Raw genomic sequence first — 23,953 nt, 5'->3', positions numbered from 1 at the left:
CGGCGGGTCAGCGCCTTCGGGTTGCGTTCAGTAGGCGTCGGCGGCGTGGGACGACAGGCGCTGGGGTCTCGACGATGTCTGTAGGTTCTGCGGTCGCGGGCGTGGTGGGGAGGCCGCTCGCGGCCGGGTCGAGATCGATCCTGCGGGCAGTGGGGGTGTCGATCCTCGCCGGTGCAGACTGAGGCTTGCGGGTGACGTACGCCCGGATGCGTCCCGCCGACCGGACCGTGCGGTGCTCCTCCACCGACCCGTCCAGTGCTTGAGTCGCGACGCGGCGACGCTTGTTGGTGATCAGGAACGACAGCCAGATGCCGGCCGCCCCGGCCAGCATCAGGATCACTCCGACGGCGGGCAGGTCGACGACGTCACTGCGGTCGCGTAGACCGAAGGCGAGAATCGCGCCCGTGGCCATCAGAAAGATCCCGAACCCAATACTCATCACGCGCCTCCCTTGACCGGGCCCTGAGGAGCACCCGGTACCCACCTCCAACCCCGGACAGGCGACGTACTGCCGTGGTCGGCCGGTCTGATGGAATGGGCGGATGACCACGACAGCCTCCCGTCCGACGCTGCGGTTCGAGGATCCGGAGAGCCAGGCACTGTACGGCGCGATCTACGCGGCGGCGCTCGAGAACCTGCTGGGGACCAACACCGTTGCGTTCGGCGACATCCACGCGAGGAGCGGGCTGATGGATCCGGCGGTCGGCATGGTCCGGGCCGGTGGCGGCTACGAGCAGCCGTGGACCCGGGACGCGACGATCAACAGCTGGAACGCGACGAGCCTGCTGGCGCCGGCGCTCGCCGCGAACACGCTGTGGGCGGTGGTCGAGAAGGATGCCGTGGGCAAGCTCAGGGTGCAGCAGGACAGCCAGCAGTGGGATCAGGTGGTGTGGACCGTCGGCGCCTGGCACCACTATCTGGTGACCGGCGACCGGGACTTCCTGCGGAGCGCCTACGACGTGGTCACGAACACCCTCGTCCTCCGCGAGCAAGCCGCGGTCTTCGGCCCCGACCCGCGCTACGGCCTGTTCACCGGTCCGTCGTTCTTCAACGACGGCGTCTCCGGTTTCCCGGCGCCGACGGCGGACGGCGGCGAGTCGCGGGGGAGCGAGAGTACGTCGTACCCCGATGTCGTCTCGGCCATGTACCTGAGCACCAACGCGCTGTACCACGCGGCCTACACGCGCGCCGCCGACATGGCGGACACGCTCGGCCGGCCGGCCGGCGGCTACCGCGCCAAGGCAGCGGCCATCAAGCAGTCGATCAACCAACACTTCTGGAACCCGCGGACCGGAAGCTACAACTACGAGATCACTGCCGACGGGACGCAGGGCGCCTACCAGGAAGGCGCGGGGCTGTCGTTCACCCTGCTCTTCGGGATCGCCGACGGCGCACAGGCCAGTGCCCTGATCTCGAACGCGCAGCGGATGACCTGGGGAATGCCCGACACCTATCCACACTGGGACAGATATTCCAGCGCGGAGCCAGGACGCCACAACGCGATCGTGTGGCCGCTCGTGCAAGGACTCTGGGCGAAGGCCCTGGCCAAGCACGGCGACCTGAAGGGGTACGCGACGGAGACCGGGCTGCTCGCGGCGCTGGTCAGGGACAGCGGCGGCTTCTGGGAGGTCTACCACGGGAACACCGGTGCCGTCGAGGGCGGCTACCAGGGCGCAACCGACGTACTGAAACGCCGCTGGGACTCCGAGCCCGACCAGACCTGGTCGGCGACGGCGTTCATCGACATGATGCACACCGGCCTGTTCGGGATGACCTTCGACGACCACGGCCTCACCTTCGCGCCAACTCTCCCACCCAGCTGGGGCAGCGTCACCCTGACCGGCCTGCGCTACCGCGACGCCACCCTGACGGTGACCCTCCGCGGCACAGGCAACGCCATCCGCTCATTCACCGTCGACGCCATCCCACGCACCGAGTACGGCGTACCAGCCTCGCTCCATGGAGCCCACACAATCGAAATAACCCTTGCCCCGTAACCGAAGGTCAACCCGATGGACCACCGTGTGTAGCTGTGGAAAGAGGTCGGCAGAAGCCGCGTTCGAGACGGCGCGGCGAGAAGCCGGGATGAGCCGCCCGTGTAGATAACTGCTGTGTCCGAGGAGCTACACGCACCCTAACCACACGGCTGCAGCTCGGTGCTTGAGTAACGCGAGCGATGACATCTACAAGTTGTTGGCTTGACTCCGTACTCGGCGCTATGCGCCTCACCCATGGGACAGTTGCCCAACGATGACGATCTTCACGTTCCACCTCGCGGCGCTCCGTCCGACGACGACGGCGGGGGCACTGTGGAAGGCGCCGACTGTGCCTTCCACGCCCGGGTTGCGGTACGCCGAGTGCCTAGCGCTGATGCGCCTTGGTGCACCGACCGTCTCGCGGGCCCGGATGCAGCTGCGTCGGATGGCGATGTTCGCGCGGTGGGAGGACGAGGCGGCGGTCATGACGTTCCTGGCGGATCACCCCCTGGGCAGGGAGTTGGCTGCGGGCTGGCACGTGCGCATGCAGTTCCTTCGTCGCTGGTCGCGGCTTGCGGCGTTGCCCGACCTGCCGGCGAGAGCGGGCGAGTGGGACCCTGCCGAGCCCGTCGTGGCGGTCACGCTGGCCCGGATGCGACTCCTGGAGGTGCCGAGGTTCCTTAAGTGGGGCAAGCCCGTGGAGCGGCTGGTTCGCGACCATCCGGGGGCCACGTTGGCGCTGGCCGCGGTGCGCCCGCCTCGGACGATCTCGACGTTCTCGGTCTGGCGGTCCGTGCGGCAGATGGAAGAGATGGTGCACGGCCACGGCACTGTCCCGGAACCCGACCGTCATGCGGCCGCAATGGCCGAACGCCGGCGCAGGGACTTCCACCACGAGTTCGCGACCCTGCGGTTCCGGCCGCTGTCGGAGCACGGCTCGTGGCAGGGGCGGAGCGGGATCGTTCCCCGGTAGGGCGCTGCAGCTCGTCGCGTCCAGGTCGGGAGTAGAGGATGTTGTCGGTGAGGTTCTCGAACGTCTTCGTCTGTCGTCCACGCCTCATGGAGCCGGCCACTGCGCTCTGCGAGAAGCTCCTGTCCTACGCGAGCCCGCTGGGTCTCTACGCCGAGGAGATCGACCCGCGCAGCGGACGCCACCTCGGCAACTTCCCGCAGGCCTTCACCCATCTGGCCATGATCAACGCGATCACCCACATCATTCGCGCCCGAGGAAGCGGCCGGTACGAACACCTACGCCCCAGCACACCAGCGACTCTGACGGAGCGCTGACCGTCGGTCGAGTCTCGACGAGTGGACGCGATGTCTTGTCCCAGGTGGTCTCGTGCGCAACCGTGGGTGGATGGACAGGTCAGAAGAGAACCGCGCGATCGACGAGGTCGTGGAGCGACTCGCCAAGCAGTTCCCCGAGCGACCGGTAGACGACGTGGCGGTCGCCGTGAGCGCCAGCCGTCCCGAGTTCGACCAGGCCCCGATCCGGGACTTCGTACCGCTCTTCGTCGAGCGAGAGGCCAAACACCGCCTCCGAACCGACGCGTAGTAAGGGTTCGAAGGACGCCGACAGGCCCTCCACGGGGTCGACGGTTCGTTGCGGTCAGGCGTGCTGGCTCGCAGTTCCCGGGAAGTGAACTCGGTCCGGACACGACCAACGTGATCAGCTACCCCGGTGGCGTCGACCTGGCGCTGAAGCCGGAGACGGCCGGCCCGGTCCTGGCCGCAGACATTCCGGCGCGGGAGGGAGCGGTGTTCCTGGCCGCCCAGCGTCCGGTCGCTGCCTCGGCCTTCTCCGAGCCGGTGCAGGAGACCGCCCCGGCGGCACTCCCGAAGTACGCCGTCATCCCGACCGGTGACAAGGCGATCGCTCCGGCGGCCGAGCGGTTCATGGCCACCCGGGCGGGAGCCACGAAGGTCGAGGTTCCCGGTGCGTCGCACCTGGTCGCGGTGTCCCAGCCCTCGGCAGTGACCCAGGTGATCGAGCGAGCCGCCCGTTGATCAACCCAGACACGGAACCGGCCGGAGCATCCCCGCTCCGGCCGGTTCCTGCAGGTTCGGTCGGTACGGGTTAGGGGTCGACGGTGAAGCTGAACATCATTCCGCTCTCGTGGTGTTCGGCGATGTGGCAGTGCGCCATCCAGAGACCGGGGTTGGTGACGTCGAGGAGGATGTCGACGGTTTCGCCTGTGCGTACGAGGACGGTGTCCTTCCACACGAGATTGGGCTCGACGGTGTCGTCGCGGCTCATGACAAGGAAGCGGCCGGCGCCGTGAATGTGGAAGGGGTGGTGCATCGGGTGGTCGGAGTCCATTTCGTTGACCAGCCTGATCTTCACCTGATCGCCGACCTTGAAGTGCCAGTCGATCGCATGGTTCTCCCCACCGGTGCTGCGGTCGACGAGCTTCCAGCGCATGTTGGCCGGTGTGGTGATCCGGTTGACGTCGACCATGTCGTCTTCCCACTCGATGCCACCACTCGCCTCATGGTCGTGGCCGTGCTGGTCGGTCGCGTGGGGCTGGGAATGGGTGGGTTCGTCGCCGTGGTCTTCCTGGGTCTGGCCGACGAGTTGCGACGGCATGAGCTTCATCCCGCACTGGGGGCAGCGGTCGGGTGAGCCGCTCACGACGTCGGGATGCATCGGGCAGGTGTAGGTGGCGGCAACGGCAACCAGCTTCATGCCGCAGTGCGGGCATCGGCCTTGGTCGGCGGTGATGACCTCGGAGTGCATCGGGCAGGAGTAGACGATGGGGCCGTCGGGTACACCCATGTCCATTTCAGCCACGAACGCGAGCGTCTTGTCCGGTGCCACATCGCGGTACCGTTCCAGCCGATCCCGTTCGGCTGTCATGTCGGCGTTGGTGCGAAGTACCTCGAACTGCTTACTCAGCTCCGGCGCGGCCGGCGTCTCGCGAACGGTGACCGACGCCAGGGGATAGGTGCGCTCTGGATGCCGGTGCTCGAGTGTGACCATCCCAGGCTGGTCGAACAGTACGTCGACGACGATCCGCTCCGACGGCGCAAGCATCACCTCAGTCACGAAGGCTTCCTGCTCGACCCTGCCGCTGTCACCACCCACCAGCTTCATCCCGGCCCTGTCGAAGCCGACATTGAAGACCCGCGTGTTGGCCGTATTGGTGAAGTAGAAGCGGACCACCTCTCCGAGGTCGGCCGACAGTTCGGCGGTGACGTCACCGCCGATGAGCATGGTGTTGCCGAACCGCCCCATCGCCACGTACGTCGTCTCGGTGCGGCTGAACGACGCGATCTGACCGTTCTCGAGCAACACATCGTCGAGGGTGATCAGCTCCTCCCGATTCACCGGAGGCCAATAGTCGGGGTCGGACGGGACGACCACGATGTTGCCGTACAGGCCCATCTCCTGGCCGTAGTCCTCGCGGATGTGCGGGTGGTACCAGTACAGGCCGGGATCGTGGAACTGCAGTCGATAGCTGAAGCTCTGACCCACCTGCATCGGTGTCTGGGTTTCGTGGGTCCCGTCATAGGCGTTCTGCAACCGGAGCCCGTGCCAGTGCACGGTGGCCTCGGTGTCGGCCTCGTTGGTCACGTTGATGACCACTTCCGATCCCTGCTGGACCCGCATGGTTGGCCCTGGCACCGATCCGTTGTAGGCAAGCATGCGCACAGTCGCATCGCCCAGCTGCTTGACCATCGCAGCGATACCCAGGTCGAACTCTTCCCCGTTCGCGAGAGAGACGATCTCGGATGGTCGGGACTCTGGGAGGTCACGTATGTCGGTGGGGAAGTCTCCGCGATTCTCACTTTCGGTGTGGTCACTGTGGCTCGACATGATCGGGCTCCCCCTGGCTCTCTCCTGCGTCGGCGTGTTCACGATTGGCTGTATCTGGGGGCAGTTTGCGGCTGCCGACCAGGGTCTGGACCTGTGTGGCGATGTACTCGGCGTCGTCCTTCACCCAGCCGAGCAACGCTGAGCCGCGGGTGTGTTGCCAGTACAGGCCGAGAAAGTAGAGCCCCGGCAGGTTGGTCACCCCTCTGTGGTGGCGGACGCGTCCTCCGGCATCCAGTACCGGGGCCTCGATCCAGGAGTAGTCGGGCTGGTATCCGGTTGCCCAGACGACTGCGTCGACGCGGAGTTGGGTGCCGTCAGCAAAGGTCACGTTGTTGTTCGACGCGCTGACCGCTCGCGGATGCAGGTCGACACCGAGACGCCTGAGCTGCCTCGGGCTTGAGCCGATGAGTGTCTCCCGCTCGCTCAGCCGGCGTCCGAGACGTGAATCGACGGTCCTGTTGAGTAACCGCGTCTTGGTGAGCCACCAGAACAAGTCGCGGTGCCAAACCTTCTGAGGCAGCGGCGTCTGCCGTGAGCCGACCGAGAGGTGGACCGCGTGTGTGCCAGCGAGCTCCGTCGCGATCTGGAAACCGGTGTTGCCCCCACCGACAACCAGCACGGTCCCTGCCGGGATGTCCCGCGGTTGCCGGTACCCCGTGCTGTGCATCTGGAAGACCTCGGGACCGAGCTGACCGGCCAGCGCCGGCGTGAACGGCAGCTGGAACGGACCGGTCGCCACCACGACCTGGTCGGCCCGCACTCTCCTGTCGCTGCACTCGAGCTGAAACCCATCGTCGATCTGGGTCAGTGACCTGACGGCACTGTTCAAAACCACCGGGAGCTTGTAGGTCTCCGCGTACGCCGTCAGATAGGAGACCACCTCGTCACGAGTCGGGTAACCGTCGGGATCCCCCGGGAAGCCCACTCCGGGGAGTGCGTCGTACCGGCGCGGCGTGAACAGGGCAAGCGAATCCCATCGGTCCCGCCACGCTGCACCCACCGCGTCGGCGGCCTCGAGGATGATGAACCGGCGACCCTGACGTGCCAGATAGAACCCGATCGCAAGCCCGGCCTGGCCCGCACCCACCACGACGACCTCTACGCGGTCATCATCACCAACCCCCCGCCAGGCAGTTTCCGCGTCCTCCGGGATGAGCGGTGTCTCGGCCATGCTGGCAGTTTCCGCTCTACGGGTCGGTGGTGTCGAGACGTCGGCGTACGGCGCCCTACTCTGACACCATCGAGGAAGACGGTGAGATTCGGATGAACCAGCCAGCGACCCACGACCCCATCGGATCCATCGGTTGGACCGAGCGCACCGGTGGTGTACTGACGGTCCGCGAACGCATCTCGCTCGCTCGGCCACTACTACGCGGCCACCTCCGCATCATCGTCGGCAGCCTCGCGATGGCCACTCGAACACATTCGGGGCGCCGGAGCTCGGTTGAACCAGACGCGCTGGTCCCGCCGGATTCGTTGCTGGCACGAGAGGCCGAGGCTGCTGCTCGGGACCTCCTGACACCGGCGTTGCTCAACCACTCGCGGCGTGCCTATGCCTGGGGTGCAGCCATCGCTGCACTCGACGAAGTCGAGTTCGATCACGAATTGCTGTACGTCGCCGCGCTGTTTCACGACACCGGCCTGCCGAGCCGGGTCCCGGACGTCGACTTCACGGTTCGCAGCGCGGCACTGGCACGCGACTTCACTGACCGCCACGACGTACCAGAGGTGCAACGTGAGCTCGTGACGAATGCGATTGCGATGCACCACACGCCAGGCGTCGGTGTTGAATCCGGTGCCGAGGCCTTCCTGCTTTCCGCCGGTGCAGCGGTTGATGTGTTCGGGCTGCGCAGCGATCACATACCCGACGCAGTCCGCGAGACAGTCGTCCAGGACTACCCACGCGTCGGCTTCAAGCGGGAGTTCTCCGGGCTGTTACGAGCCGAAGCCAAGCAGGTCCCGCATGGTCGCGCCTGGTACCTACACCGCTTCGCGCTCAGCGACGTGACAATCAGGCTCGCCCCTTTCCGCGGATAAGCCGGGGCATACGGCGTTGATGCGGATGCCATGAGCTGCGGCCTCGAGCGCCGAGCTCTCGGTCGAGTCGTCCGTGGTCGCGGATCCTGTGTCAGCGGCGGCGCAGACGCTTGTCGGTGATGGCCGGGGTGGGGTCGATGTAGAGGTCGCCGGGGTTCAGGTCGACGCCGGGCGGAACGATGTCGTCGATCTGGTCGAGGACGTCGTCGCCGAGTTCCACATCGGCGCCGGCGAGGAGATCGGCGAGGTGCTCGGGGCGGCGGGGTCCGATCAGCACGGAAGAGACCGCGGGGTGGGAGCGGACGAAGGCGACGGCCAGATGGGCGATCGGCATCCCGGCTTCGGCGGCCAGTGCGGTGAGCTTCTGGACCGCATCGGCCTTGGCCCTGACACCCGGCTGCGAGAGGTCGAACATCTTCGCACCGGCGCCGGCGTTGCGGTGCCCCGTGCTGGGGTCGGCCCGGCCGGAGAGCCAGCCGGAGTTCAGGGGGCCGAAGGTCAGCACGCCCATGCCGTACCGCTGGGCGGTGGGCAGCACCCGGTTCTCGATGCCGCGCGTGAGGATGGAGTACGGCGACTGCTCGGTGCGCAGACGGTGGTGGCCGCGGCGCTCGGCCGTCCACTGAGCCTCGACAATCTCTTCGGGCGCGAAGAAGGAGCCGCCGATGGCGCGGACCTTTCCGGCGCGGATCAGGTCCGACAAGGCGGCGAGGGTTTCGTCGATGTCGGTGGTCGGGTCCGGCCGATGCATCTGGTAGAGGTCAATGTGGTCGGTGTCGAGGCGGCGCAGGCTGTCCTCGACAGCGCGCCTGATCCAGCGGGCCGAGCCGCCACGCCGGTTGGCGTCATCTCCCATTGCCAGCCCGAACTTGGTCGCCAGCACGACCCCGTCGCGACGGCCCTTGAGGGCCTTGCCCACGATCAACTCCGACTCGCCACCGGAATAGACATCCGCGGTGTCGAGGAGGTTGATACCGGCATCGAGCGCGGCGTGGATCATGCGAACGCACTCGTCGTGGTCAGTGTTGCCCATCGTTCCGAACATCATCGTGCCGAGTGCGTACTCACTCACCGAGATCCCGGTGCCGCCGAGAATCCTGCGCTTCATCGCAGATCGCCTCCTGGGTGTCGGGTGGTTGTACCGCCAGCGAAGCACCGCCGACTGCCGAGGTGAGAGACCTGGTTCGACCGGGGGTCCAGCAGAACCCCCCTCGCGGCTCCGTACCCGGGTCCGCCGGTTCTACCGTGGTGCCATGAGCCAGGAACCGAATACGGCGCTACGGGAATTCCTGCGCTCGCGCCGCGCGAAGATCACCCCCGAGGAAGCGGGCCTGCTGCCACAGCCCGGCACCCGGCGGGTGCCGGGCCTGCGGCGCGAGGAGGTCGCCCAGCTCGCCGGCGTCAGCGTGGACTATTACGTCCGGCTTGAGCGCGGGCGGCCGGCCCATGTCTCGGAGGCGGTCCTCGACGCCATCGCACGCGCTCTGCGGCTGAACGACCTGGAGCGCGCGCACCTGTTCCGGATCGCGCGCCCGTCCCGTGCCCGGCCGCGCCCGCTGCCGCCGCAACGCCTCCGCCCAGGTCTGCGGCTGCTGCTGGACACTCTCACCGACGTCCCGGTCGTGGTCCTGGGGCGCCGCCTGGACGTATTGGCCAGCAACCATCTCGCCCGGGCCCTCTACACCGACTTCGAAGCGCTGCCCACACGCCGCCGCAACATGGCCTGGCTCATCTTCCTCGACGAGCAGGTACGCGCGCTGCACACGAACTGGGAAAACGCCGCCCGCGGAGCGGTCGCCTCCCTACGCCTGTACGCCGGACGCCAGCCGCACGATCCCGCCCTGCCAGAACTCGTCGGCGAACTCTCCCTCCACGACCCCGACTTCCGCCACTGGTGGGCCGACCACGACGTCTTCCAACGCACTCACGGCACCAAGCGCCTCCACCACGCCCTCGCCGGCGACCTCGTCCTGGGCTACGAAACCTTCACCGCCACCGACGACCCCTACCAGACGCTCGGCATCTACACCGCCGAACCCGGCTCCCCATCAGCAGACCGCCTGAGGCTCCTCGCCAACTGGAGCGCTCCTGCGCAGCAGCCTGACCATTCCGAGGTTCCCCATGGTGGCTGACACCGACCACGCCGACTGGGCTGACGCCACCGTGCGGCGATTGCCCTAGGCGCCGGGCTCCCTCTTGCACACCTGACCGCTGCCGGTCAGGTGTGCTTGAGTTCGAGGACGGGGATGGTGCGGACGCCTGCGGTTCGGCGTTCGTATTCGGCGAAGCCGGGATAGCGGCGGGCTTGTTCGGCGTAGATACGGTCGCGGTCCGGGCCGGTGACCTCGTGGACGGTGACGTCGTAGGTCTCGGTGCCGCGTTCGATGGTGGCGTGGCCGGTGGTGGTGAGGTTGATGTACCAGTCCGGGTTGGTGGGGGCGCCACTCTTGGTTGCGAAGACGTAGATGATGTCCGGGTCGGTTTCATGCGCGAGGTACATCGTCGGGTTGACGTACTCCCGCCCGCTCTTGCGGCCGAGGTGGTGCAGCAGGACGATCGGCGCGCCCTCGAAGGGACCGCCGACCCGGCCCTCGTTCGCTCGGAACTCGGTGATGGTCTGGGTGTTCCAGTCACTCATGGGGTTTCCCGTCGAGGTCAAGATATGTGGAGAGGCGCTGGCCCGCTCGGTCGAGTGCGGCGGCGCCTTCGTCGAGGATCGCATGGTAGGCCTGAAAGACGCGCGGTACTCCGGGGGTGATGTCGAGCGTGACTTCGACATCGGCGACCGCGGCTTCGCGGGCGAGGCGTACGGCGTCGTCGAGGAGGACCTCGTGTGATCCGGCCTGGACGATCAGGGGACACAGGCCGGACAGATCGGCGAAGATCAGGCTGATGAGGGCGAGCGCGGTCGCCGTCGTAACAACCTTGAGACCGCTGGCGCGACAGCACCCGGTGCTTGAGTCATCCGACGTAGTTTTCGGCTCAGGCGGCGGCGCGGGTCAAGGAGGCGATCTCGGTCGGGGTCAGCTTGATCGACGTGGCGGCGATGTTGTCCTCCAAGTGCGACACCGATCCGGTGCCAGGGATCGGCAGGATGGAGGGTGACCGGGCCAGCAGCCACGCCAGCACGATCTGCCGGGGCTGAGCGTGGTAGCGCTGGGCAAGTTCCTGCACAGCCCGGTTGTCGTCGAGGTCCTGGATCGGAGCCCACGGCAGGAACACGAGCCGCTCCTGCTCGCAGAGGTCGGCCAGCGATTCCGACTGGCGGTCGTCGATGTTGTAGCGGTTCTGGATCGAGGCGATCGGGGTCAGTCGCTGTGCGCGCCGCAGTTGGTCCTCGGTGACGTTGGACAGCCCGATGTGCCGGATCTTGCCCTGTTCCTTGAGGGTGACGAGAGCGCCGATCGAGTCCTCGAGCGGCACGTCCGGGTCGGGCCGGTGGAACTGGTAGAGCGGGATCTGCTCGAGCTTGAGCCGGCGCAGGCTTCCCTCGCAGGCCTCGATGAGGTGTTCCGGCCGGCCGTCGGCGAGCCACTGTCCCGGGCCCGGGCGTACGAGGCCGCCTTTGGTCGCGATCACCAGGTCGTCCGGGTACGGGTAGAGGGCCTCGCCGATGAGCTCCTCGCTGACGTGGGGACCGTAGGAGTCGGCGGTGTCGATGAAGTTGACGCCGAGCTCGACCGCTCGGCGCAGTACCGCCTTCGCCTCGTCGCGGTCGCTGGGTGGGCCCCAGATCCCGGCTCCGGTGATCCGCATGGCGCCGAAGCCGAGACGGTTGACGGTCAGGTCACCGCCGACATCGATGGTGCCGGCCGCTCCGGCGTTTCCGGGATTGGACTCTGACATGGGTCATCACTCCTTCTGATCTGTGCTCATCCGGTCGCCCGCTGGTACGGGATGCCGTACGGCGCGAACACCTCGTGCAGCATGCGGTCGCTCTCTTCGTCGTACCGCACCGTGTAGACGGCGGCCTGACGGAGCTGCTGGATGGTCAGCGCGACGCCTGCCGTGCGGGCCACGTGCATCTCGACCGACCGGTGGATCGCGATGGCGGACGGCATCACGGACCCCTGACGCTGGGACTGCCAGATCCTCAGCCACACCGGCCGTGTCGTGACCTCAGGCGTCATCGCGCACCGACCGCACCAGAAGAACGGCGGCTAACAGCGCCATGACGGTGCCGGATCACAGATTGGCGGTCGCGCCGCCGGCGATGCCATCGGGACAGATCGACGAGACTCACCGCCGCCTCCTCACCTCGTCGGGCCGGGATGTCACCATGCTCCCTGCCATGACGTCAGCTGGCATGGCCGGTGGCGCCCGAAGGTGCCTGCTGCTGGCATGGATCTTCAACCCCAGCTAGCCGGTAGCCAGCTGCGCGCGGCAGTCCTACGCGTGCGGAGTTGTTTCCCGGACGTTCATCCGTTCACCGGGGCGGCTGAAGATGCTGAGGATTTCTGTGGGCTCGTTGCCGGTGCTACCGAACCAGTGCGGCTTTTCGGTGCTGAACTCGGCGACGTCGCCGGGGCCGAGCACCCAGTCCTCGTCGCCGAAGACGAGGCGCATATGGCCGGACAGCACGTAGATCCACTCGTGGCCGTCGTGCGCCCTGAGCTCCGGGGTGACGTTGCTGGTCGGGATGACGATCTTCCACGCCTGCGTGCCATCGGGCTGTTGCGTCAGCGGGATCACCGTCCGGCCCTTGACGCGACCGGGCTTGAGGCGGATCCGTGGATCGCCCTGCACCGGTGCGGCGACGAGGTCGTCCAGCGGCACCCGATACACCTGCGACAACGCGAGCAGCAGTTCCAGGGTCGGCCGGCGCTGTCCGGTCTCCAGCCGCGACATCGTGCTCTTCGAGATCCCCGTCGCTGTAGCAACCTCGGTGAGGGTCATCCGGCGGCGCGCGCGTAGTCGCTTGAGCCGTCCCCCGACTCCCTCGAGCACCGCGGCAATCTCCGCCGCTGAGGTGTCCTCCACGAACACATCTGACCCCCGATTCCCACAAACAGCAACCTTCGTCGCCGAACTCACCACCCAGCCCCAGCCTTGGAGCATGACCACACGATCGCTCAGTCCGAAGCTCAACCCGACCTCCAAGCCCGCCGTACCTGGACCGCCGACCAAGCACCAGCTGGCCCTGATGATCTGGCTGGCCGTGTTCCCGACCCTCACCGCTCTCAACCTCGTCTTAGGTCACTGGCTCGGCACGCTCATGCCGCTCGTGCGGACGTTCGTCCTCGCGACCATCGCCGTACCGATCGTGATCTACGGACTGATGCCGCAGCTGCACCGGCTGCGCCGACGCCTTCTCACCCGCCACAACCACTAGCAAGGGCTGCAAACCATGAGTGCACAGATCAACGCCGCCGTTCCCGTCGAACCACGTGTACGAACACCCATCCCACAACGCCATCAGGAGCTGACTACCCGGCGGATGAACGCCATGCGGTTCGGGTACGCGTTCATGGGGGTGGGGATCGCGCTCGTCAAGTGGCCGGTTCTGCTTCAGGACGCTCGATCGCTGCCGGTGATGGAAGGGGTTGTCGCCTGCCTGCTGACGGCCATGTCGTTGCTGGCGTTCCTGGGGCTCAGATACCCCGTGCGGATGCTGCCGATCCTGCTGTTCGAGGTGTGCTGGAAGGTCGTCTGGATCGGTGCGGTCGCGATTCCCCACCTGATCGCCAACGACCTGAACGCCGCAGCGCGCGACGTGCTGTTCAACTGCTCCTTCGTCGTCGTCATCCTGGCCGTCATCCCTTGGCGCTACACCTGGCGGCGCTACGCCCGGACCCCTGGCGATGCCTGGCGCTGACCGTCGATCAGGGGCGCCAGGTGCCGTCGAGGGGGAAGCGGGCCGCGGCCGCGACGTGGTCGCGGGATTCCAGGAGGCGTGCCTTGAGCGCGGGCAGGTCGGCTCCGAGCAGTCGGCCGTCATGTTTGACGACGTGTCCTGCGACCAGGACTGTCTCGACGAGACCGGGGTCGGCGGCGGTGACGATGGTGCCGACAGGGTTGTTGAAGGGGAAGACGGTTGGGTCATCGGTGCGGAGCAGGACCACATCGGCGGCGTTGCCCGGTGTGAGGCTGCCGGTCGAGAGGCCGCAGACCCTCTCGGCAGACACGAGCTAGCCGATACACCCCGGAGCCGGCGGTCTAGTGAGGCCGGCGGCGGGGTCGTCGACCGCCGCCGCCGGCCCGTCGTTGATCAGGTGAGGGACTCGAGGGCCGTGTGGACGAGGTCGGCGACGGCCTGGGGCTGGGACACGTAGACCGAGTGGCTACCGGGGACTTCCCGGACCGAGGCGCCGGCTCGTTCGGCCATGGCGCGCTGGGCCGGTGGCGGGATCATGCGGTCGTCGGCGGCGACGAGGTACCAGCTCGGCTTGCTTCGCCAGCCGGGTTCGGTGACGGTGCCGCCGAGGGCGTCGACTCCCCATGGGACCTGGGAGTCGGCCATGAAGGCGGCCTCGTCGGTCGGCAGGTCACCGGCGAACGAGTCGTGGAACTTGTCCCGGTCGAGGAACAGGTAGCCGTCCCGCGGCGGCAGAATCGGCGGCACGGGCGCACCCGGTGGCGGGTCGGCGATGAGGGTGTTGACGGACTCGCCCTTGTCGGGGGCGAATGCCGCGATGTAGACGAGTCCGACGACGCGCGTGTCGCTGCCAGTCTCGGTGACGACCACGCCGCCGTACGAGTGACCGACGAGGACCACGGGCCCGTCGAGCTCGTCGAGGACCTGCTTGGTCGCGGCCACGTCGCCTTCGAGGGAGACGGTCGGGTTCTGTACGACGGCGACCCGGTGCCCCTGGGCGCGGAGCCGGTCGTAGACACCTCGCCATCCGGAACCGTCGACGAATCCTCCGTGGATGAGTACGACGGCCGGCCGGGTGCTTGTGCTCATGACGTCCTCCTTGATTGTGGACCGATGCGGTGACGCTAGGCGGGGGTCGGCGTTCGGGGCATCGGGGATACCCCTCGACCGCGGCGGTCAGGACCCTCGATCCGGGCGTGTGCGGTGCAGGATGATGTCCTGGTGGATGAGGTTTCGGCGGCCGCGTACGGGCTGTTCGGCCGTGAGGACGCGGTGCGTGCGGTGAGCGACGTGCTGGACCGGGGCGGGAGCGCGGTGGCGATCGGTGATCCCGGGGTCGGCAAGAGCAGCTTGCTGAAGGTGGCGGATCAGCTGGCCCAGCGCCGAGGGCGAAGGGTGCTTTCGCTCGCGCCGACACAGTTCGACCGGGGCCTGCCGTTCGCCGGCCTCGCCGAGCTCATCGGCCAATGCCCGCCGGGATCGGAGCTGACCCTTCCGGCGCCGCAGCGGCGCGCACTCGCGGTGGCTCTGCACCGTGACGAACCAGGCGATCGCGACGCCGATGCCCTGGCGGTTCCGCTGGCGGTCCAGGGCCTGCTGAAGCAGCTCTGCGCGGCCGAGCCGGTGACCCTGATCATCGACGACCTGCAGTGGCTGGACCAGGCGACTGTCGGCAGCCTCGGCTTCGCGCTCCGCCGGATCTCGGTCGAGCCGCAGCGGTTGAGCATCCTGGTCGGGACACGGCCGGATCGGGACGCCGGCGCCGATTTCATCGGCGAGCTGCCCGGGCCGCACCGCGAGCTGTCGCTGCCGGCCTTGGAGGACTGGGCGATCGGCCAGTTGCTGCGCACCCGCCTGGGTGCGCGGTGGACTCCGCCGATCAGTGCTGGGGTGGCGCGGGCCAGCAGCGGGAATCCGTACCTTGCGTTGATGATCGCGCAGGCGATGCAGTCAAACGTGTCGAAGTGGCGCTGGAGCGCCCAGGACGGCCACGAGCCGGTCTTTCCGGTACCGCCGAGTCTGGCTGGGCTTCTCGGCGAGAAGGTCATGTTGCTCCCGCAGAACGCGCGCGACGTCCTGCTGCTCGTTTCTGCTGCTGGACGGCTTACGGTCGACACACTGCGAGCAATCGTGGATGACGCCGAGGTCGAGTCCGCCCTGGAGGCTGCCGCGGACTGGGATGTGGCGACAGTGGGTGCTGGGTCGGTCGTTGCGTTCACCCATCCGATGCTGGCTTCGGCGATCTACGAGGCCGCCGTACCTGCTGACCGTCGCCGCGCCCATCGCGCTCTCGCGGAACTGCTGGACGACCCGGTCGAGCGTGCCAGGCATCGGTCGAAGTCGATCGTCGCCCCCGATAAGGCCGTCGCCGGTGAACTGGAGGGCGCCGCGGAGATCTCTCGGGCGCGCGGTGCCCAGCAGCTCGCGGGGGAGCTGCTGGAGGGCGCCGCGTTGGCCACGCCGTCAGCGATGGACACCGCTGATGGCTTCCGTCGCTGGCTTCGGGCCGTGGACAGCTACGTCGATGCCGGCGACGGCCTGTCGGCGCGTGCAGCCTTGGGCAAGGGAGCGGCATTGGCCGGGAGTTCGCAGGATCGAGCCCAGGTCTTGGTACGTCGGGCCCGGCTGGCCGAGGACCTGCGGGAGTCTCGATCTCTGGCCGAGCAGGCATTCCGGATCGCGCCGGCGGGGGAGGTCCGTGCCGAGATCCTGCAGACCCTGAGTGAGCGCCACCGCATGGAGGGGCACGGCAGGCTCGCCCTGCGGCTGGCCCGGATGGCGATTGCGGAGGCGGTCGCGGCGGATCGGCCGGACATTCAGCTGGTCGCGCTGTATCAGCGGCAGTCGATCGAGCAGATCTGGGGGATCGATCGGCCCGAACGGACGCTGCGCGAGATGGAGCGGCTGGTCGCTCGTTCATCCCTTGAACTGTCGCCGGCGGAATGGGCCGGAGCACGCAGCTTCTATGCGGCCTGGAACGACGGCACCGCCGAGTCGGTGGTCCGCGATGCCATCGTGAAAGCGGTCGATGCCGGCCGGTACGCCGACCTGTCCAGCCTGTACATCTGGCTGGTTCTCGTCCTGATCCGCGCGTCGAAGGTTCCCCAGGCGCAGGCTGCTCTGGAGGAAGCGGACCGCTCGGGTGCGTGGGGCACGGTCGGCTTGCAGGAGAGCATGGCCCGCATCCTGATCAAGGAGTACTCCGGCGACCTGGACGGGGCCCGCGAGTTGGCCCGGCACGCTGCGGAACGCTCGAGGTCCAGTGGGCTGATGTACTGGCTGGGCGGCTTCCTGGCTCAACTGGGCTTCATCGAGGTCTCCGGCCGGAACTGGCCTGCGGCGCTGGAGTCATTGCGCGAGCTCGCGGAGATCTTCGCGATCACCAAGATGGTCGACCTGGAGCAGTTGTTGTGGCCCGTCGACTACGCAGACGCCGCGTTGCAGGTCGGCGTACTGGACGAGGTCGAGGTGGCGATCGACCTCCTGCGACGCCAGGGCGCGGCCGGCCGGCCGGAAGCGGCAGTCGCCGCGGACCGTTGCCAGGCCCTGCTGGCCGCTGCCCGCGGGGATGTCGACGGAGCGTTGATCGTGCTTCGCAAAGTCGTCGGCAACACGGGAGCGGAGTGTCCGTTCGAGGCGGCGCGATCCCTGCTGGCGCTTGGGCAGGTCTATCGTCGCGCCGGACACCGACGCTCGGGCGAGGAGATGCTGCTCGGCGCAGCGGCGGCTTTCGAGGAGTTGGGCGTTCCGCGGTGGGCAGAACGTGCCCGTGACGAAGCCGACCGGATTGGGTCGCCGTCGACCACAATGATGCTCACGGCAACCGAACGCCGGGTCGCCGACCTGGTCGGTTCGGGCCGCTCCAATCAGGAGGCCGCTGCTCAACTGTTCGTGTCAGTCAAGACTGTGGAAGCCAACCTGACTCGCATCTACCGCAAGTTGTCGGTCCGGTCGCGCACAGAGCTCGCCAACCGACTGCACCAGCTCGACGCCGATGGCCTTTGAGATGCAGCAGTTCACAGCCGACTGACGCGTCACCGCGCAGACGCCGCCGTTCCTGATCCTGCCGCAGTCAGCTCCCGCCGAAGCGCACCGTTGACAGCGGCTGACCGTCCGAGGATGGTGAGCAACCAGGGCGTAGGCCGGGGGCTGCTTTCAGGTGTGCGTCGGAGGGTAGCGATGGGCGCTGATGGCCTGGCTCCCCGCGAGGAGTTCGGCCACGTGACCAATCGAATCTCGAGTTTGTCCTCTTCGCGTCGGGCCGCGCTCATCGCCGGTGTCGGCTATCTGACGATCTTCCTCCTGGCGATCTTCGCCAACTTCTTCGTCCTCGCGGGGCTCATCGACCCTGACAACGCCCACGCCACCTTCACCAACATCGCCGAGTCCGAGCTCTTGTTCCGTTTCGGCCTCGTCAGCTTCCTGGTGGTGGTCATCATCGAGGTGGTCGTCACCTGGGCGCTGTACGTCCTGTTCAAGACCGTCAACCAGCAGGTCTCCCTGCTGGCAGCGTGGTTCCGGCTCATTCACGCGGCGTTCCTCGGCGTCGCGGTGGTCTTCCTCTTCATCGCGCTGCAGTTGGTCAGCGGTGCGGAGTACTCGACGGCATTCGAGCAACGTCAGGTCGACGTACAGGTGAAGCTGACGCTGGAGGTGTTCGACTACACGTGGCTGATCGGGCTGGCGCTCTTCGGCGTACATCTGATGCTGCTCGGCTATCTGGTGGTCAAGTCAGGATTTGCCAGCAGAGTCCTGGGCGCGCTGCTGATGGTCGCTGGTGCGGCATACCTGTTCGACACCCTCGCGCACTCGCTGCTGGCCAACTACGCAGCCAACGAGACTGTGTTCTTTTTGATCGTTGCTGTGCCATCGTTCGCCGGTGAACTGTGGTTCCTGGGCTGGCTCCTGGCCCGAGGTGGGAAACAGCCGGCCGCCACCGCCCGCCCTGTCGACGACACGGACGGCGACCGACTGATCCGAAGCCAGTAGTCACCACCCCTGCCGTCCGCGTGTGCGACGCAGACCGAGTGGAATCGAGATGCGTGACGATGACAGCCGTGTCATCGTCGGGTTCCATGGCAGCCAACGACTTCCGCGACGGTGCAGACGGGTCCGACGATGCGCAGGTGGCGGAAGCCATCGCTGCAGAGCAGGAGTCGCTGAGTCTGGAGTGCCGTGTCGACCCAGCACGCCTGCGGCGGTTGATGGCCCCGGACTTTCATGAGTTCGGGGCATCAGGGGGTGAGATCGAGTTCGAGGGCACGGCCGAGCTCGTTGCGGCCAGCACCGACACGGGCGGTGAGCCGATCCGGTTCCACGACATGCGCGGCTACCGGTTGGCCGAGGGGCTGGTGATGGTCAAGTACACGTCTGACAACGGTGTGCGGCGGTCCAACAGAACCTCGCTCTGGCGTCGGGTCGGCCGGCGCCATTGGCAGATCTTCCACCATCAAGGAACACCCACCCAGCAGTGACGTTCGCCGACGCACAGTGTGTGTCAGCCTCGGTAGGTGGTCAGGGTGTCGGTCAGGGCTTGCGCGATCGGTGTCGCGTGGACGTGGAGCTTGTTCGCGATCTTGGTGCTGTCGACGATGAACGGTTCTTCGAACAGGTACTGCATTTCGGTGAGTTCTCGGACCGCTGGGTTGAAGAGGCCGAGAGCGCGGAGCATCAGCGGTGGCATGGCGCGGAGCTTCGTGCGGGGTTGCCCGGCGTCGTGATAGACGAGGTCGACCAACTCTCGCGTACTGCGTGTGTCCGGGTCGTTCGGGACGTGCCACACCTGGCCGGGGGCATCGGGGTGTTCGCCAAGTACTGCGAGTGCTTCGCCGATGTCGGGGATGTAGGTGTAAGTGTGTGGCTGGTCGGGATCGCCGAGCACGGTTGCGGTCTTTCCGGCCAGGGCGGCGGGGAAGACGCGGTCGCCGAGATTGGATTGCGCGCCGCCGCGGGGGCCGAAGTAGTCGGACGCGCGGCCGATCGCGACCTCGACGCGGCCGGCGATGTGGACGGCGAGGAGTTGGCGTGCCATTCGTCCTCGGAGTTGTCCCTTCTTGGTGTGAGCGTCGTAGGTGCGGTCTTCGGTGAACGTGCGGCCGGCGGGACGCCCGTACATGTAGACGTTTTCCACACTGACCAGCCGAGCGCCGGAGGCTTCGGCCGCGGCGAGCACACCCGCCTGCAGGGCAGGGAACTGCGCCGTCCATTCGGTGTACGGCGGGTTGAGCGTCTGGTAGACGACGCGGGCGCCCTTGGCCACGGCAGTGGTGAAGTCGGGGTCGCGGGCGTCGCCGCCGATGACCTCGACCTCATCGGGCACGCGCGCATGGCCGGAACGGTTGACGAGCCGGGCGGTCTCGCCGCGCTTGCGGAGCGCGGCGAGCAGTGCGAGTCCGATCGCGCCGGTCCCGAAGATGACGTGCTGCGGGGTGCTCATGCCTGGGTTTCGATCGGTGTCTGCGTCGAAGCTGGGCCGGCCGCGGCGCGGTACGGCAGCAGGTAGTGCAGCAGCAGGCCGGACAGGGCGGAGAAGGTCACCGCTCCGTACGCGCCGTAGATGGTGAACTGGTTCTCGACGCTGATCCCGCCGAGGGTGGTGACAGTCCAGCCCAGCGCCCACAGGATCGGCAGGGCGGCGGCCCATAGCCACCGCCGGTGGGTCCGGGCTGGTAGCGCGAGTGCCTGCGCCGGGCCGAGGACGATACCGGTGAGAGCCCCCATGAGGGCGAGCTCGCCCAACGACGTGCCGTACCCGACGATCGCGGCGCCGAGGAGGAGCCCCAGGCCCATACCGATCGCGGTGGCCGGAATCCATCGGCGCGGGTCGAGCCGCCGGCGGCTGACCAGCACTTGTCCAGTACCGAGGACGGCACCGGTGACCAAGCCACCGAGCAACGCAGCGGGGGCGTCGTCCACGCGGCCCGCGGCCAGGTCGCCGGCAATGCCGGCGACGGGAAAGGCGAGGAAGCCCGCTGTCCAGAGCAACCAGGTTCGCAGGAAGACTGGCTGTGATGTTGCGAAGTGGGTCATGGTGTTCAACTCCTGAGCGCGGCAACGGCCGGCTGGATTGTGGTGCTTGTGCGCGGTGCCAGAAGGCACGGGCCCGGGTAGTCCTGGTCGAGGGATCTCGATCAAGGACGGATTCGGAAGCCAGGCGGTTGCCACGGCGGTTCCAGGCCGTGACTGCTGATTGTGTCCATGCGAACGGCCCCCAGCACGGACACGAAACTGTGGCAACCCCGATGAGCTACTGAGCGCAAGATCTGACCGCGCTGCCCCCAGCATGTGCCCTTCCCGACCCACTGTCTATACAGACCAGCTCAGGCGGTCCGGGCGTCAGAGACCGATGCTGCGCCCTCGCGTCTTCGGAGGAACCTCGTCTTCGCCGACGGCCGATGCCGACGCTCGTGTCGCCGGTCGTGGCATCTCCGAGCCGGGCGAACTGGTTCGGCAGGCGGCGGGAGACTGGCTCCGGGGCGTCAGCGGCCGATGCCTGTGCGTCGTGTGGCGCAGCCTTCGCGGAGTGCGCAGGCGGTGCCAAGGTCCGCGCAGGTAGGTGAAACCGACGCTTGGAGTGCGGCGACTGCCTTCCGCTGCTTGTCGTCGTCCCACGTGTACCGTTCGTGCCATCCCTCGGCCGATCGGATTCCGACGGCGGGAGTGTTGAAGTGGTACTGCTGCAGTGCCTTGAGGTAGTCATCGATGACCGGCTGAACTTCCTCGTCGGCCATGTCCCAAGGCGACCGCTGCTTCTTTCGTCGTTCGGCAGCCCAGCTCTGCGCCCATGCAGCTGAAATGAGCATGGCCGCAAGCAACGAGCAGCCTGCAATCAGGAAGATCGGCCACCGAGCAGCAGTTACCCGCGCGTCGGACGTGGTCTCGAGATTCCTGTAGGTCAGGAGGCCGGCGCCGAGGATTGGCAGCGCAGTCGCGATCACGCCGATGGCGCGCAACCTCGCAACGAGCCTTGCGCCGACGCCGCCGAAGTCCCGTTGGGCGACCAGCGTCGCCGCTCCGGCCGAGATGCTCACCAGCAGCACGATGACGTTGGTCACTTGGTCCGACGTCCAGCCGGAGGTCGCCGGGAGTTGGTGCACCGCTACCGACAGGAGGACAGCGAAGGTCAGCCAACAGGACACCAGCATCGTCGTCAGCCAACCACGGGTGGGGATTCCCAGCTCGACCTGGGCGCGGCATAGCGATCCGTTCGGGATCTCGACCGCATGCAGTCCAGCAGTCGGCGAATGGCCGACGACGTGATCGGCAGAAACGTGCCGCATCGGATCGTTGGGCCGCCCCGCAAGCAGACTCGCCTCGATGATTTGCACGCCGCCTGGTGCTGCCACCTCGAAGTGATAGCTGGCCGCGTTTTCCGCTGCGGGGACTTGGAAGCGAACACGCGTCGGACGCAGCCCGAATGCCGCCGCGGTGTGGCTACGCTCGTACCAAGAGACAGCTCTTCCGGGCCGATAGGTAAAGCCGCCGTCGTCCTCCTCCGTCAACGAGGCGGTCTGGTACTCCCAATCGGTCGGCTCGTCGAACGCCATTCGCAGCAGACGATGGCGTCCGGCGGACACAGGCAGGAATACGTAGAGTGTGAAGTTTCCAGAGAGTCGGTAGAGGGCTGTGGTGAAGATCGGGTCGGCAGCGAGCTCGGTCAGGTACGCCGGCCGCGGGTGGCCGTCGCGATCCTCAAAACTCCACATGCTGTTGAGGATCTGGTGCTTCTCACCCGCGATCACCATGCGGACGAACCTTCGCAACTCGCTCCCGGCACCGGTCAGAGTCGGCGAGCGCGTCGCGGTGGCGGCCAGCAGGATCGACTGGTCGAACTGCTGGGCGAGTCGGATACCTGGCATCATGATCGGGTTGCCTTGCTCGTCTTGCAGATCAAGGTTGACCAGGGTCCGGCGGCGCATCATCGAGAGCGGCACCAGCCAGTGTTGGTCGCCTTCACGGTCGACGAAGACCGGCGCGTCCTGGCGGACGTTCAGTTCGATGCTAGACCGGCGGGAAATGTTGCGGTCGCTCTCGAACTTCACCTTCTCAACCCGGCGCAGCACCCACTCGCTGAACTCGAGCTCGGCTAGCAGCAGTCGCCGACCGATCTCGGCGCAGAACGCGTCCGGAAGCTCTTTACGCCATGCGCTCGCTTCCAGGGCGAGATCGGTGGGGTCGAAGGGCCAGTCGAGATTGTCCAGCGACGGTGTCAATCCATCGGTTTCTGCTCTAGAAGTCATTGAATCCTCAGCATCTGATCTCAGCTTGTTCAGAGTGACTCGAGACCTCGGGGAATGTCTCGAGCTGCGTGGCGGATCCTGGGCGTCCGTGACATGCCGCCTCGTGTCGCGTGATCGAGACGAGCCACACCGTTGCCGTCGATGACGACGAGGCGGGGACCTGAACTCGGTCTGGATCAGAAAGGTGCACGCCGTCGGCCGCGGCACTGCCGATCTGACTCAAGATACCGTTCCCGCGAACTTGGGTCGCGCATTCCTGTGATGTATCTTGCCTTCGGCCGACGCATTGTTGTGGCTTCGCGCGCGAGCGCTCCAAGCGATACTCGATTGCGAGTTCGCGGAGCGCTAGAGTTGTGTTCCGAGCATCAGAATCGGCCCCCGAGTCGTCCTGAGAATGTGCGCCGACCGATTCACCTCGAAGGACGCAAACCACCCAGGAAAATCGTCGGTGCTCTTGTCACGTTCCTCCGCTGACTGCTAGGAGTCAAGGGGCTCGTCTTCAAGCAGTCAGAATTGGCGTCCATCGGAAGATAAGAGCAGGGTCCATCAGAAACAAGCGCTTCGTGGATGCCGCGTCGCAGAGGCGCGACGGGTGTTGCGGCACACGGTCCTACCCGGTCTGACCGTCGAAGTCGATCTGCTCGGGATGCGAACGTCGTCCTTGGCTGCGGTGGCGAGCAGGAGACAGCTTTGTAGTCGTCTGGGTTTGCGGAATCCTGACCCGGAGCTCGGTTGGTAATCGCGTTGGACGAGTTGTTGTAGACGTGGGATCGCCGTTCGCCGCGCCGTGACGAGCGTTTCAGCGAATGGGGTCGTGGCCTAGAACCGTCTCGGCATTCCTCGCCACGCTTGCGTCGGCCCAGCGAAAACACAATCGTTCGATTTGGCTCCTGTGTCCTGCCGGAGTGTTCTGCGCAATTTCACAGCGATCAACTCGGCAGGCCAAGGAGACTGCGATCAAGACCGTGATCTAGTGTCGCGTGTTTGAAGTTGGTTTACGGCTGATCTTGGTGAGGATGGTGTCGGCGGTCTTGGTCCAGGTGAAGGGTTTGGCGCGGTTGTTGTAGGC

26 protein-coding genes are annotated in these 23,953 nt (G+C 66.9%); 12 read left to right on the top strand and 14 right to left on the bottom strand.

The window, feature by feature from the left end:
- Positions 1–7: 7 nt before the first annotated feature.
- Positions 8–439 carry a DUF6458 family protein gene (locus ACIBG5_RS34420; RefSeq protein ID WP_396395698.1) on the bottom strand — a complete coding sequence of 144 codons (432 nt, stop codon included), beginning with the start codon at positions 437–439 and terminating at the stop codon, positions 8–10.
- Positions 440–542: 103 nt separating this feature from the next.
- Here ACIBG5_RS34420 and ACIBG5_RS34415 point away from each other — a divergent pair, with 103 nt between their 5' ends.
- From ACIBG5_RS34415 to ACIBG5_RS34395, 5 genes are all read left to right on the top strand, one after another.
- Positions 543–1,997 carry an MGH1-like glycoside hydrolase domain-containing protein gene (locus tag ACIBG5_RS34415; RefSeq protein ID WP_396395697.1) on the top strand — a complete coding sequence of 485 codons (1,455 nt, stop codon included), beginning with the start codon at positions 543–545 and terminating at the stop codon, positions 1,995–1,997.
- A gap of 253 nt (positions 1,998–2,250) precedes the next feature.
- A complete protein-coding gene (locus ACIBG5_RS34410) occupies positions 2,251–2,949 on the top strand; it encodes a hypothetical protein (RefSeq protein WP_396395696.1) in 699 nt (232 codons plus the stop codon).
- A 47-nt stretch (positions 2,950–2,996) separates the two neighbouring features.
- Positions 2,997–3,263, top strand: a complete 267-nt coding sequence (locus ACIBG5_RS34405; RefSeq protein ID WP_396395695.1) for a glycoside hydrolase family 15 protein — start codon at positions 2,997–2,999, stop codon at positions 3,261–3,263.
- 70 nt (positions 3,264–3,333) lie between these two features.
- Entirely contained in the window at positions 3,334–3,531 is a 198-nt protein-coding gene (locus ACIBG5_RS34400; protein ID WP_396395694.1) for a three-helix bundle dimerization domain-containing protein, read from the top strand.
- Positions 3,532–3,641: 110 nt separating this feature from the next.
- A complete protein-coding gene (locus ACIBG5_RS34395; RefSeq protein ID WP_396395693.1) occupies positions 3,642–3,983 on the top strand; it encodes an alpha/beta fold hydrolase in 342 nt (113 codons plus the stop codon).
- A gap of 70 nt (positions 3,984–4,053) precedes the next feature.
- On the opposite strand, the gene ACIBG5_RS34390 is transcribed toward ACIBG5_RS34395, so the two are convergent.
- Together ACIBG5_RS34390 and ACIBG5_RS34385 are read right to left on the bottom strand one after the other, a co-directional pair.
- Complete coding sequence (locus ACIBG5_RS34390) at positions 4,054–5,655, bottom strand: multicopper oxidase domain-containing protein (RefSeq protein ID WP_396395692.1); 1,602 nt, start codon at positions 5,653–5,655, stop codon at positions 4,054–4,056.
- Between the two features lie 121 nt (positions 5,656–5,776).
- Positions 5,777–6,964 carry a flavin-containing monooxygenase gene (locus ACIBG5_RS34385; RefSeq protein WP_396395691.1) on the bottom strand — a complete coding sequence of 396 codons (1,188 nt, stop codon included), beginning with the start codon at positions 6,962–6,964 and terminating at the stop codon, positions 5,777–5,779.
- Between the two features lie 92 nt (positions 6,965–7,056).
- Here ACIBG5_RS34385 and ACIBG5_RS34380 point away from each other — a divergent pair, with 92 nt between their 5' ends.
- Positions 7,057–7,830 (top strand): HD domain-containing protein, encoded by a 774-nt coding sequence (locus ACIBG5_RS34380; RefSeq protein WP_396395690.1) that lies wholly within the window; start codon positions 7,057–7,059, stop codon positions 7,828–7,830.
- 91 nt (positions 7,831–7,921) lie between these two features.
- On the opposite strand, the gene ACIBG5_RS34375 is transcribed toward ACIBG5_RS34380, so the two are convergent.
- Positions 7,922–8,938 (bottom strand): aldo/keto reductase, encoded by a 1,017-nt coding sequence (locus ACIBG5_RS34375; protein WP_396395689.1) that lies wholly within the window; start codon positions 8,936–8,938, stop codon positions 7,922–7,924.
- Positions 8,939–9,083: 145 nt separating this feature from the next.
- Between ACIBG5_RS34375 and ACIBG5_RS34370 the strand changes: the two genes are divergently transcribed.
- Positions 9,084–9,962, top strand: coding sequence for a helix-turn-helix transcriptional regulator (locus tag ACIBG5_RS34370; protein ID WP_396395688.1), 879 nt, complete (start codon positions 9,084–9,086; stop codon positions 9,960–9,962).
- Between the two features lie 86 nt (positions 9,963–10,048).
- Here the strand turns inward: ACIBG5_RS34370 and ACIBG5_RS34365 are convergent, their stop codons facing one another.
- From ACIBG5_RS34365 to ACIBG5_RS34345, 5 genes are all read right to left on the bottom strand, one after another.
- Positions 10,049–10,468: a nitroreductase family deazaflavin-dependent oxidoreductase gene (locus tag ACIBG5_RS34365; RefSeq protein WP_396395687.1), complete on the bottom strand. Its 420-nt coding sequence runs from the start codon at positions 10,466–10,468 to the stop codon at positions 10,049–10,051.
- Positions 10,461–10,682 (bottom strand): hypothetical protein, encoded by a 222-nt coding sequence (locus tag ACIBG5_RS34360; RefSeq protein ID WP_396395919.1) that lies wholly within the window; start codon positions 10,680–10,682, stop codon positions 10,461–10,463. Before ACIBG5_RS34360 ends, ACIBG5_RS34365 begins: the two co-directional genes overlap by 8 nt.
- 130 nt (positions 10,683–10,812) lie before the next feature.
- Positions 10,813–11,676 carry an aldo/keto reductase gene (locus tag ACIBG5_RS34355; RefSeq protein WP_396395686.1) on the bottom strand — a complete coding sequence of 288 codons (864 nt, stop codon included), beginning with the start codon at positions 11,674–11,676 and terminating at the stop codon, positions 10,813–10,815.
- A 26-nt stretch (positions 11,677–11,702) separates the two neighbouring features.
- Complete coding sequence (locus ACIBG5_RS34350) at positions 11,703–11,891, bottom strand: hypothetical protein (protein WP_360448407.1); 189 nt, start codon at positions 11,889–11,891, stop codon at positions 11,703–11,705.
- A 328-nt stretch (positions 11,892–12,219) separates the two neighbouring features.
- Entirely contained in the window at positions 12,220–12,810 is a 591-nt protein-coding gene (locus ACIBG5_RS34345) for a helix-turn-helix domain-containing protein (protein ID WP_396395685.1), read from the bottom strand.
- 76 nt (positions 12,811–12,886) lie between these two features.
- Here ACIBG5_RS34345 and ACIBG5_RS34340 point away from each other — a divergent pair, with 76 nt between their 5' ends.
- Positions 12,887–13,162, top strand: coding sequence for a hypothetical protein (locus ACIBG5_RS34340; protein WP_396395684.1), 276 nt, complete (start codon positions 12,887–12,889; stop codon positions 13,160–13,162).
- 105 nt (positions 13,163–13,267) lie between these two features.
- Positions 13,268–13,645, top strand: coding sequence for a hypothetical protein (locus tag ACIBG5_RS34335; RefSeq protein ID WP_396395683.1), 378 nt, complete (start codon positions 13,268–13,270; stop codon positions 13,643–13,645).
- Positions 13,646–13,652: 7 nt separating this feature from the next.
- On the opposite strand, the gene ACIBG5_RS34330 is transcribed toward ACIBG5_RS34335, so the two are convergent.
- Positions 13,653–13,955 (bottom strand): hypothetical protein, encoded by a 303-nt coding sequence (locus ACIBG5_RS34330; protein ID WP_396395682.1) that lies wholly within the window; start codon positions 13,953–13,955, stop codon positions 13,653–13,655.
- 83 nt (positions 13,956–14,038) lie between these two features.
- Complete coding sequence (locus ACIBG5_RS34325) at positions 14,039–14,734, bottom strand: alpha/beta fold hydrolase (protein WP_396395681.1); 696 nt, start codon at positions 14,732–14,734, stop codon at positions 14,039–14,041.
- Between the two features lie 132 nt (positions 14,735–14,866).
- Here ACIBG5_RS34325 and ACIBG5_RS34320 point away from each other — a divergent pair, with 132 nt between their 5' ends.
- The 3 genes from ACIBG5_RS34320 (at position 14,867) to ACIBG5_RS34310 (ending at position 19,119) form a co-directional block, all read left to right on the top strand.
- Positions 14,867–17,650 (top strand): AAA family ATPase, encoded by a 2,784-nt coding sequence (locus tag ACIBG5_RS34320; RefSeq protein ID WP_396395680.1) that lies wholly within the window; start codon positions 14,867–14,869, stop codon positions 17,648–17,650.
- Positions 17,651–17,887: 237 nt separating this feature from the next.
- Positions 17,888–18,634, top strand: coding sequence for a DUF4386 domain-containing protein (locus ACIBG5_RS34315; protein ID WP_396395679.1), 747 nt, complete (start codon positions 17,888–17,890; stop codon positions 18,632–18,634).
- 86 nt (positions 18,635–18,720) lie between these two features.
- Positions 18,721–19,119, top strand: a complete 399-nt coding sequence (locus ACIBG5_RS34310; RefSeq protein ID WP_396395678.1) for a DUF4440 domain-containing protein — start codon at positions 18,721–18,723, stop codon at positions 19,117–19,119.
- 23 nt (positions 19,120–19,142) lie between these two features.
- On the opposite strand, the gene ACIBG5_RS34305 is transcribed toward ACIBG5_RS34310, so the two are convergent.
- From ACIBG5_RS34305 to ACIBG5_RS34295, 3 genes are all read right to left on the bottom strand, one after another.
- Complete coding sequence (locus tag ACIBG5_RS34305; RefSeq protein WP_396395677.1) at positions 19,143–20,081, bottom strand: NAD-dependent epimerase/dehydratase family protein; 939 nt, start codon at positions 20,079–20,081, stop codon at positions 19,143–19,145.
- Positions 20,078–20,674, bottom strand: coding sequence for a hypothetical protein (locus tag ACIBG5_RS34300; RefSeq protein ID WP_396395676.1), 597 nt, complete (start codon positions 20,672–20,674; stop codon positions 20,078–20,080). Before ACIBG5_RS34300 ends, ACIBG5_RS34305 begins: the two co-directional genes overlap by 4 nt.
- 449 nt (positions 20,675–21,123) lie before the next feature.
- Entirely contained in the window at positions 21,124–22,884 is a 1,761-nt protein-coding gene (locus tag ACIBG5_RS34295) for a hypothetical protein (protein WP_396395675.1), read from the bottom strand.
- Positions 22,885–23,953 lie beyond the last annotated feature (1,069 nt).

The organism is Kribbella sp. NPDC050241 (genome assembly GCF_044459685.1).
Lineage (GTDB): Bacteria > Actinomycetota > Actinomycetes > Propionibacteriales > Kribbellaceae > Kribbella.
The sequence above is the reverse complement of the archived record's forward strand: the minus strand, read 5'-3'. Positions and strand labels throughout refer to the sequence as shown.

Bases quoted from the DNA above. Each gene is read 5' to 3' on its own strand.
- ACIBG5_RS34420 (WP_396395698.1), bottom strand. From the start codon at position 439: ATGAGTATTGGGTTCGGGATCTTTCTGATGGCCACGGGCGCGATTCTC.
- ACIBG5_RS34415 (WP_396395697.1), top strand. From the start codon at position 543: ATGACCACGACAGCCTCCCGTCCGACGCTGCGGTTCGAGGATCCGGAG.
- ACIBG5_RS34410 (WP_396395696.1), top strand. From the start codon at position 2,251: ATGACGATCTTCACGTTCCACCTCGCGGCGCTCCGTCCGACGACGACG.
- ACIBG5_RS34400 (WP_396395694.1), top strand. From the start codon at position 3,334: ATGGACAGGTCAGAAGAGAACCGCGCGATCGACGAGGTCGTGGAGCGA.
- ACIBG5_RS34390 (WP_396395692.1), bottom strand. From the start codon at position 5,655: ATGGTCAAGCAGCTGGGCGATGCGACTGTGCGCATGCTTGCCTACAAC.
- ACIBG5_RS34385 (WP_396395691.1), bottom strand. From the start codon at position 6,964: ATGGCCGAGACACCGCTCATCCCGGAGGACGCGGAAACTGCCTGGCGG.
- ACIBG5_RS34380 (WP_396395690.1), top strand. From the start codon at position 7,057: ATGAACCAGCCAGCGACCCACGACCCCATCGGATCCATCGGTTGGACC.
- ACIBG5_RS34375 (WP_396395689.1), bottom strand. From the start codon at position 8,938: ATGAAGCGCAGGATTCTCGGCGGCACCGGGATCTCGGTGAGTGAGTAC.
- ACIBG5_RS34370 (WP_396395688.1), top strand. From the start codon at position 9,084: ATGAGCCAGGAACCGAATACGGCGCTACGGGAATTCCTGCGCTCGCGC.
- ACIBG5_RS34365 (WP_396395687.1), bottom strand. From the start codon at position 10,468: ATGAGTGACTGGAACACCCAGACCATCACCGAGTTCCGAGCGAACGAG.
- ACIBG5_RS34355 (WP_396395686.1), bottom strand. From the start codon at position 11,676: ATGTCAGAGTCCAATCCCGGAAACGCCGGAGCGGCCGGCACCATCGAT.
- ACIBG5_RS34350 (WP_360448407.1), bottom strand. From the start codon at position 11,891: ATGCCGTCCGCCATCGCGATCCACCGGTCGGTCGAGATGCACGTGGCC.
- ACIBG5_RS34340 (WP_396395684.1), top strand. From the start codon at position 12,887: ATGACCACACGATCGCTCAGTCCGAAGCTCAACCCGACCTCCAAGCCC.
- ACIBG5_RS34335 (WP_396395683.1), top strand. From the start codon at position 13,268: ATGAACGCCATGCGGTTCGGGTACGCGTTCATGGGGGTGGGGATCGCG.
- ACIBG5_RS34325 (WP_396395681.1), bottom strand. From the start codon at position 14,734: ATGAGCACAAGCACCCGGCCGGCCGTCGTACTCATCCACGGAGGATTC.
- ACIBG5_RS34310 (WP_396395678.1), top strand. From the start codon at position 18,721: ATGGCAGCCAACGACTTCCGCGACGGTGCAGACGGGTCCGACGATGCG.
- ACIBG5_RS34305 (WP_396395677.1), bottom strand. From the start codon at position 20,081: ATGAGCACCCCGCAGCACGTCATCTTCGGGACCGGCGCGATCGGACTC.
- ACIBG5_RS34300 (WP_396395676.1), bottom strand. From the start codon at position 20,674: ATGACCCACTTCGCAACATCACAGCCAGTCTTCCTGCGAACCTGGTTG.
- ACIBG5_RS34295 (WP_396395675.1), bottom strand. From the start codon at position 22,884: ATGACTTCTAGAGCAGAAACCGATGGATTGACACCGTCGCTGGACAAT.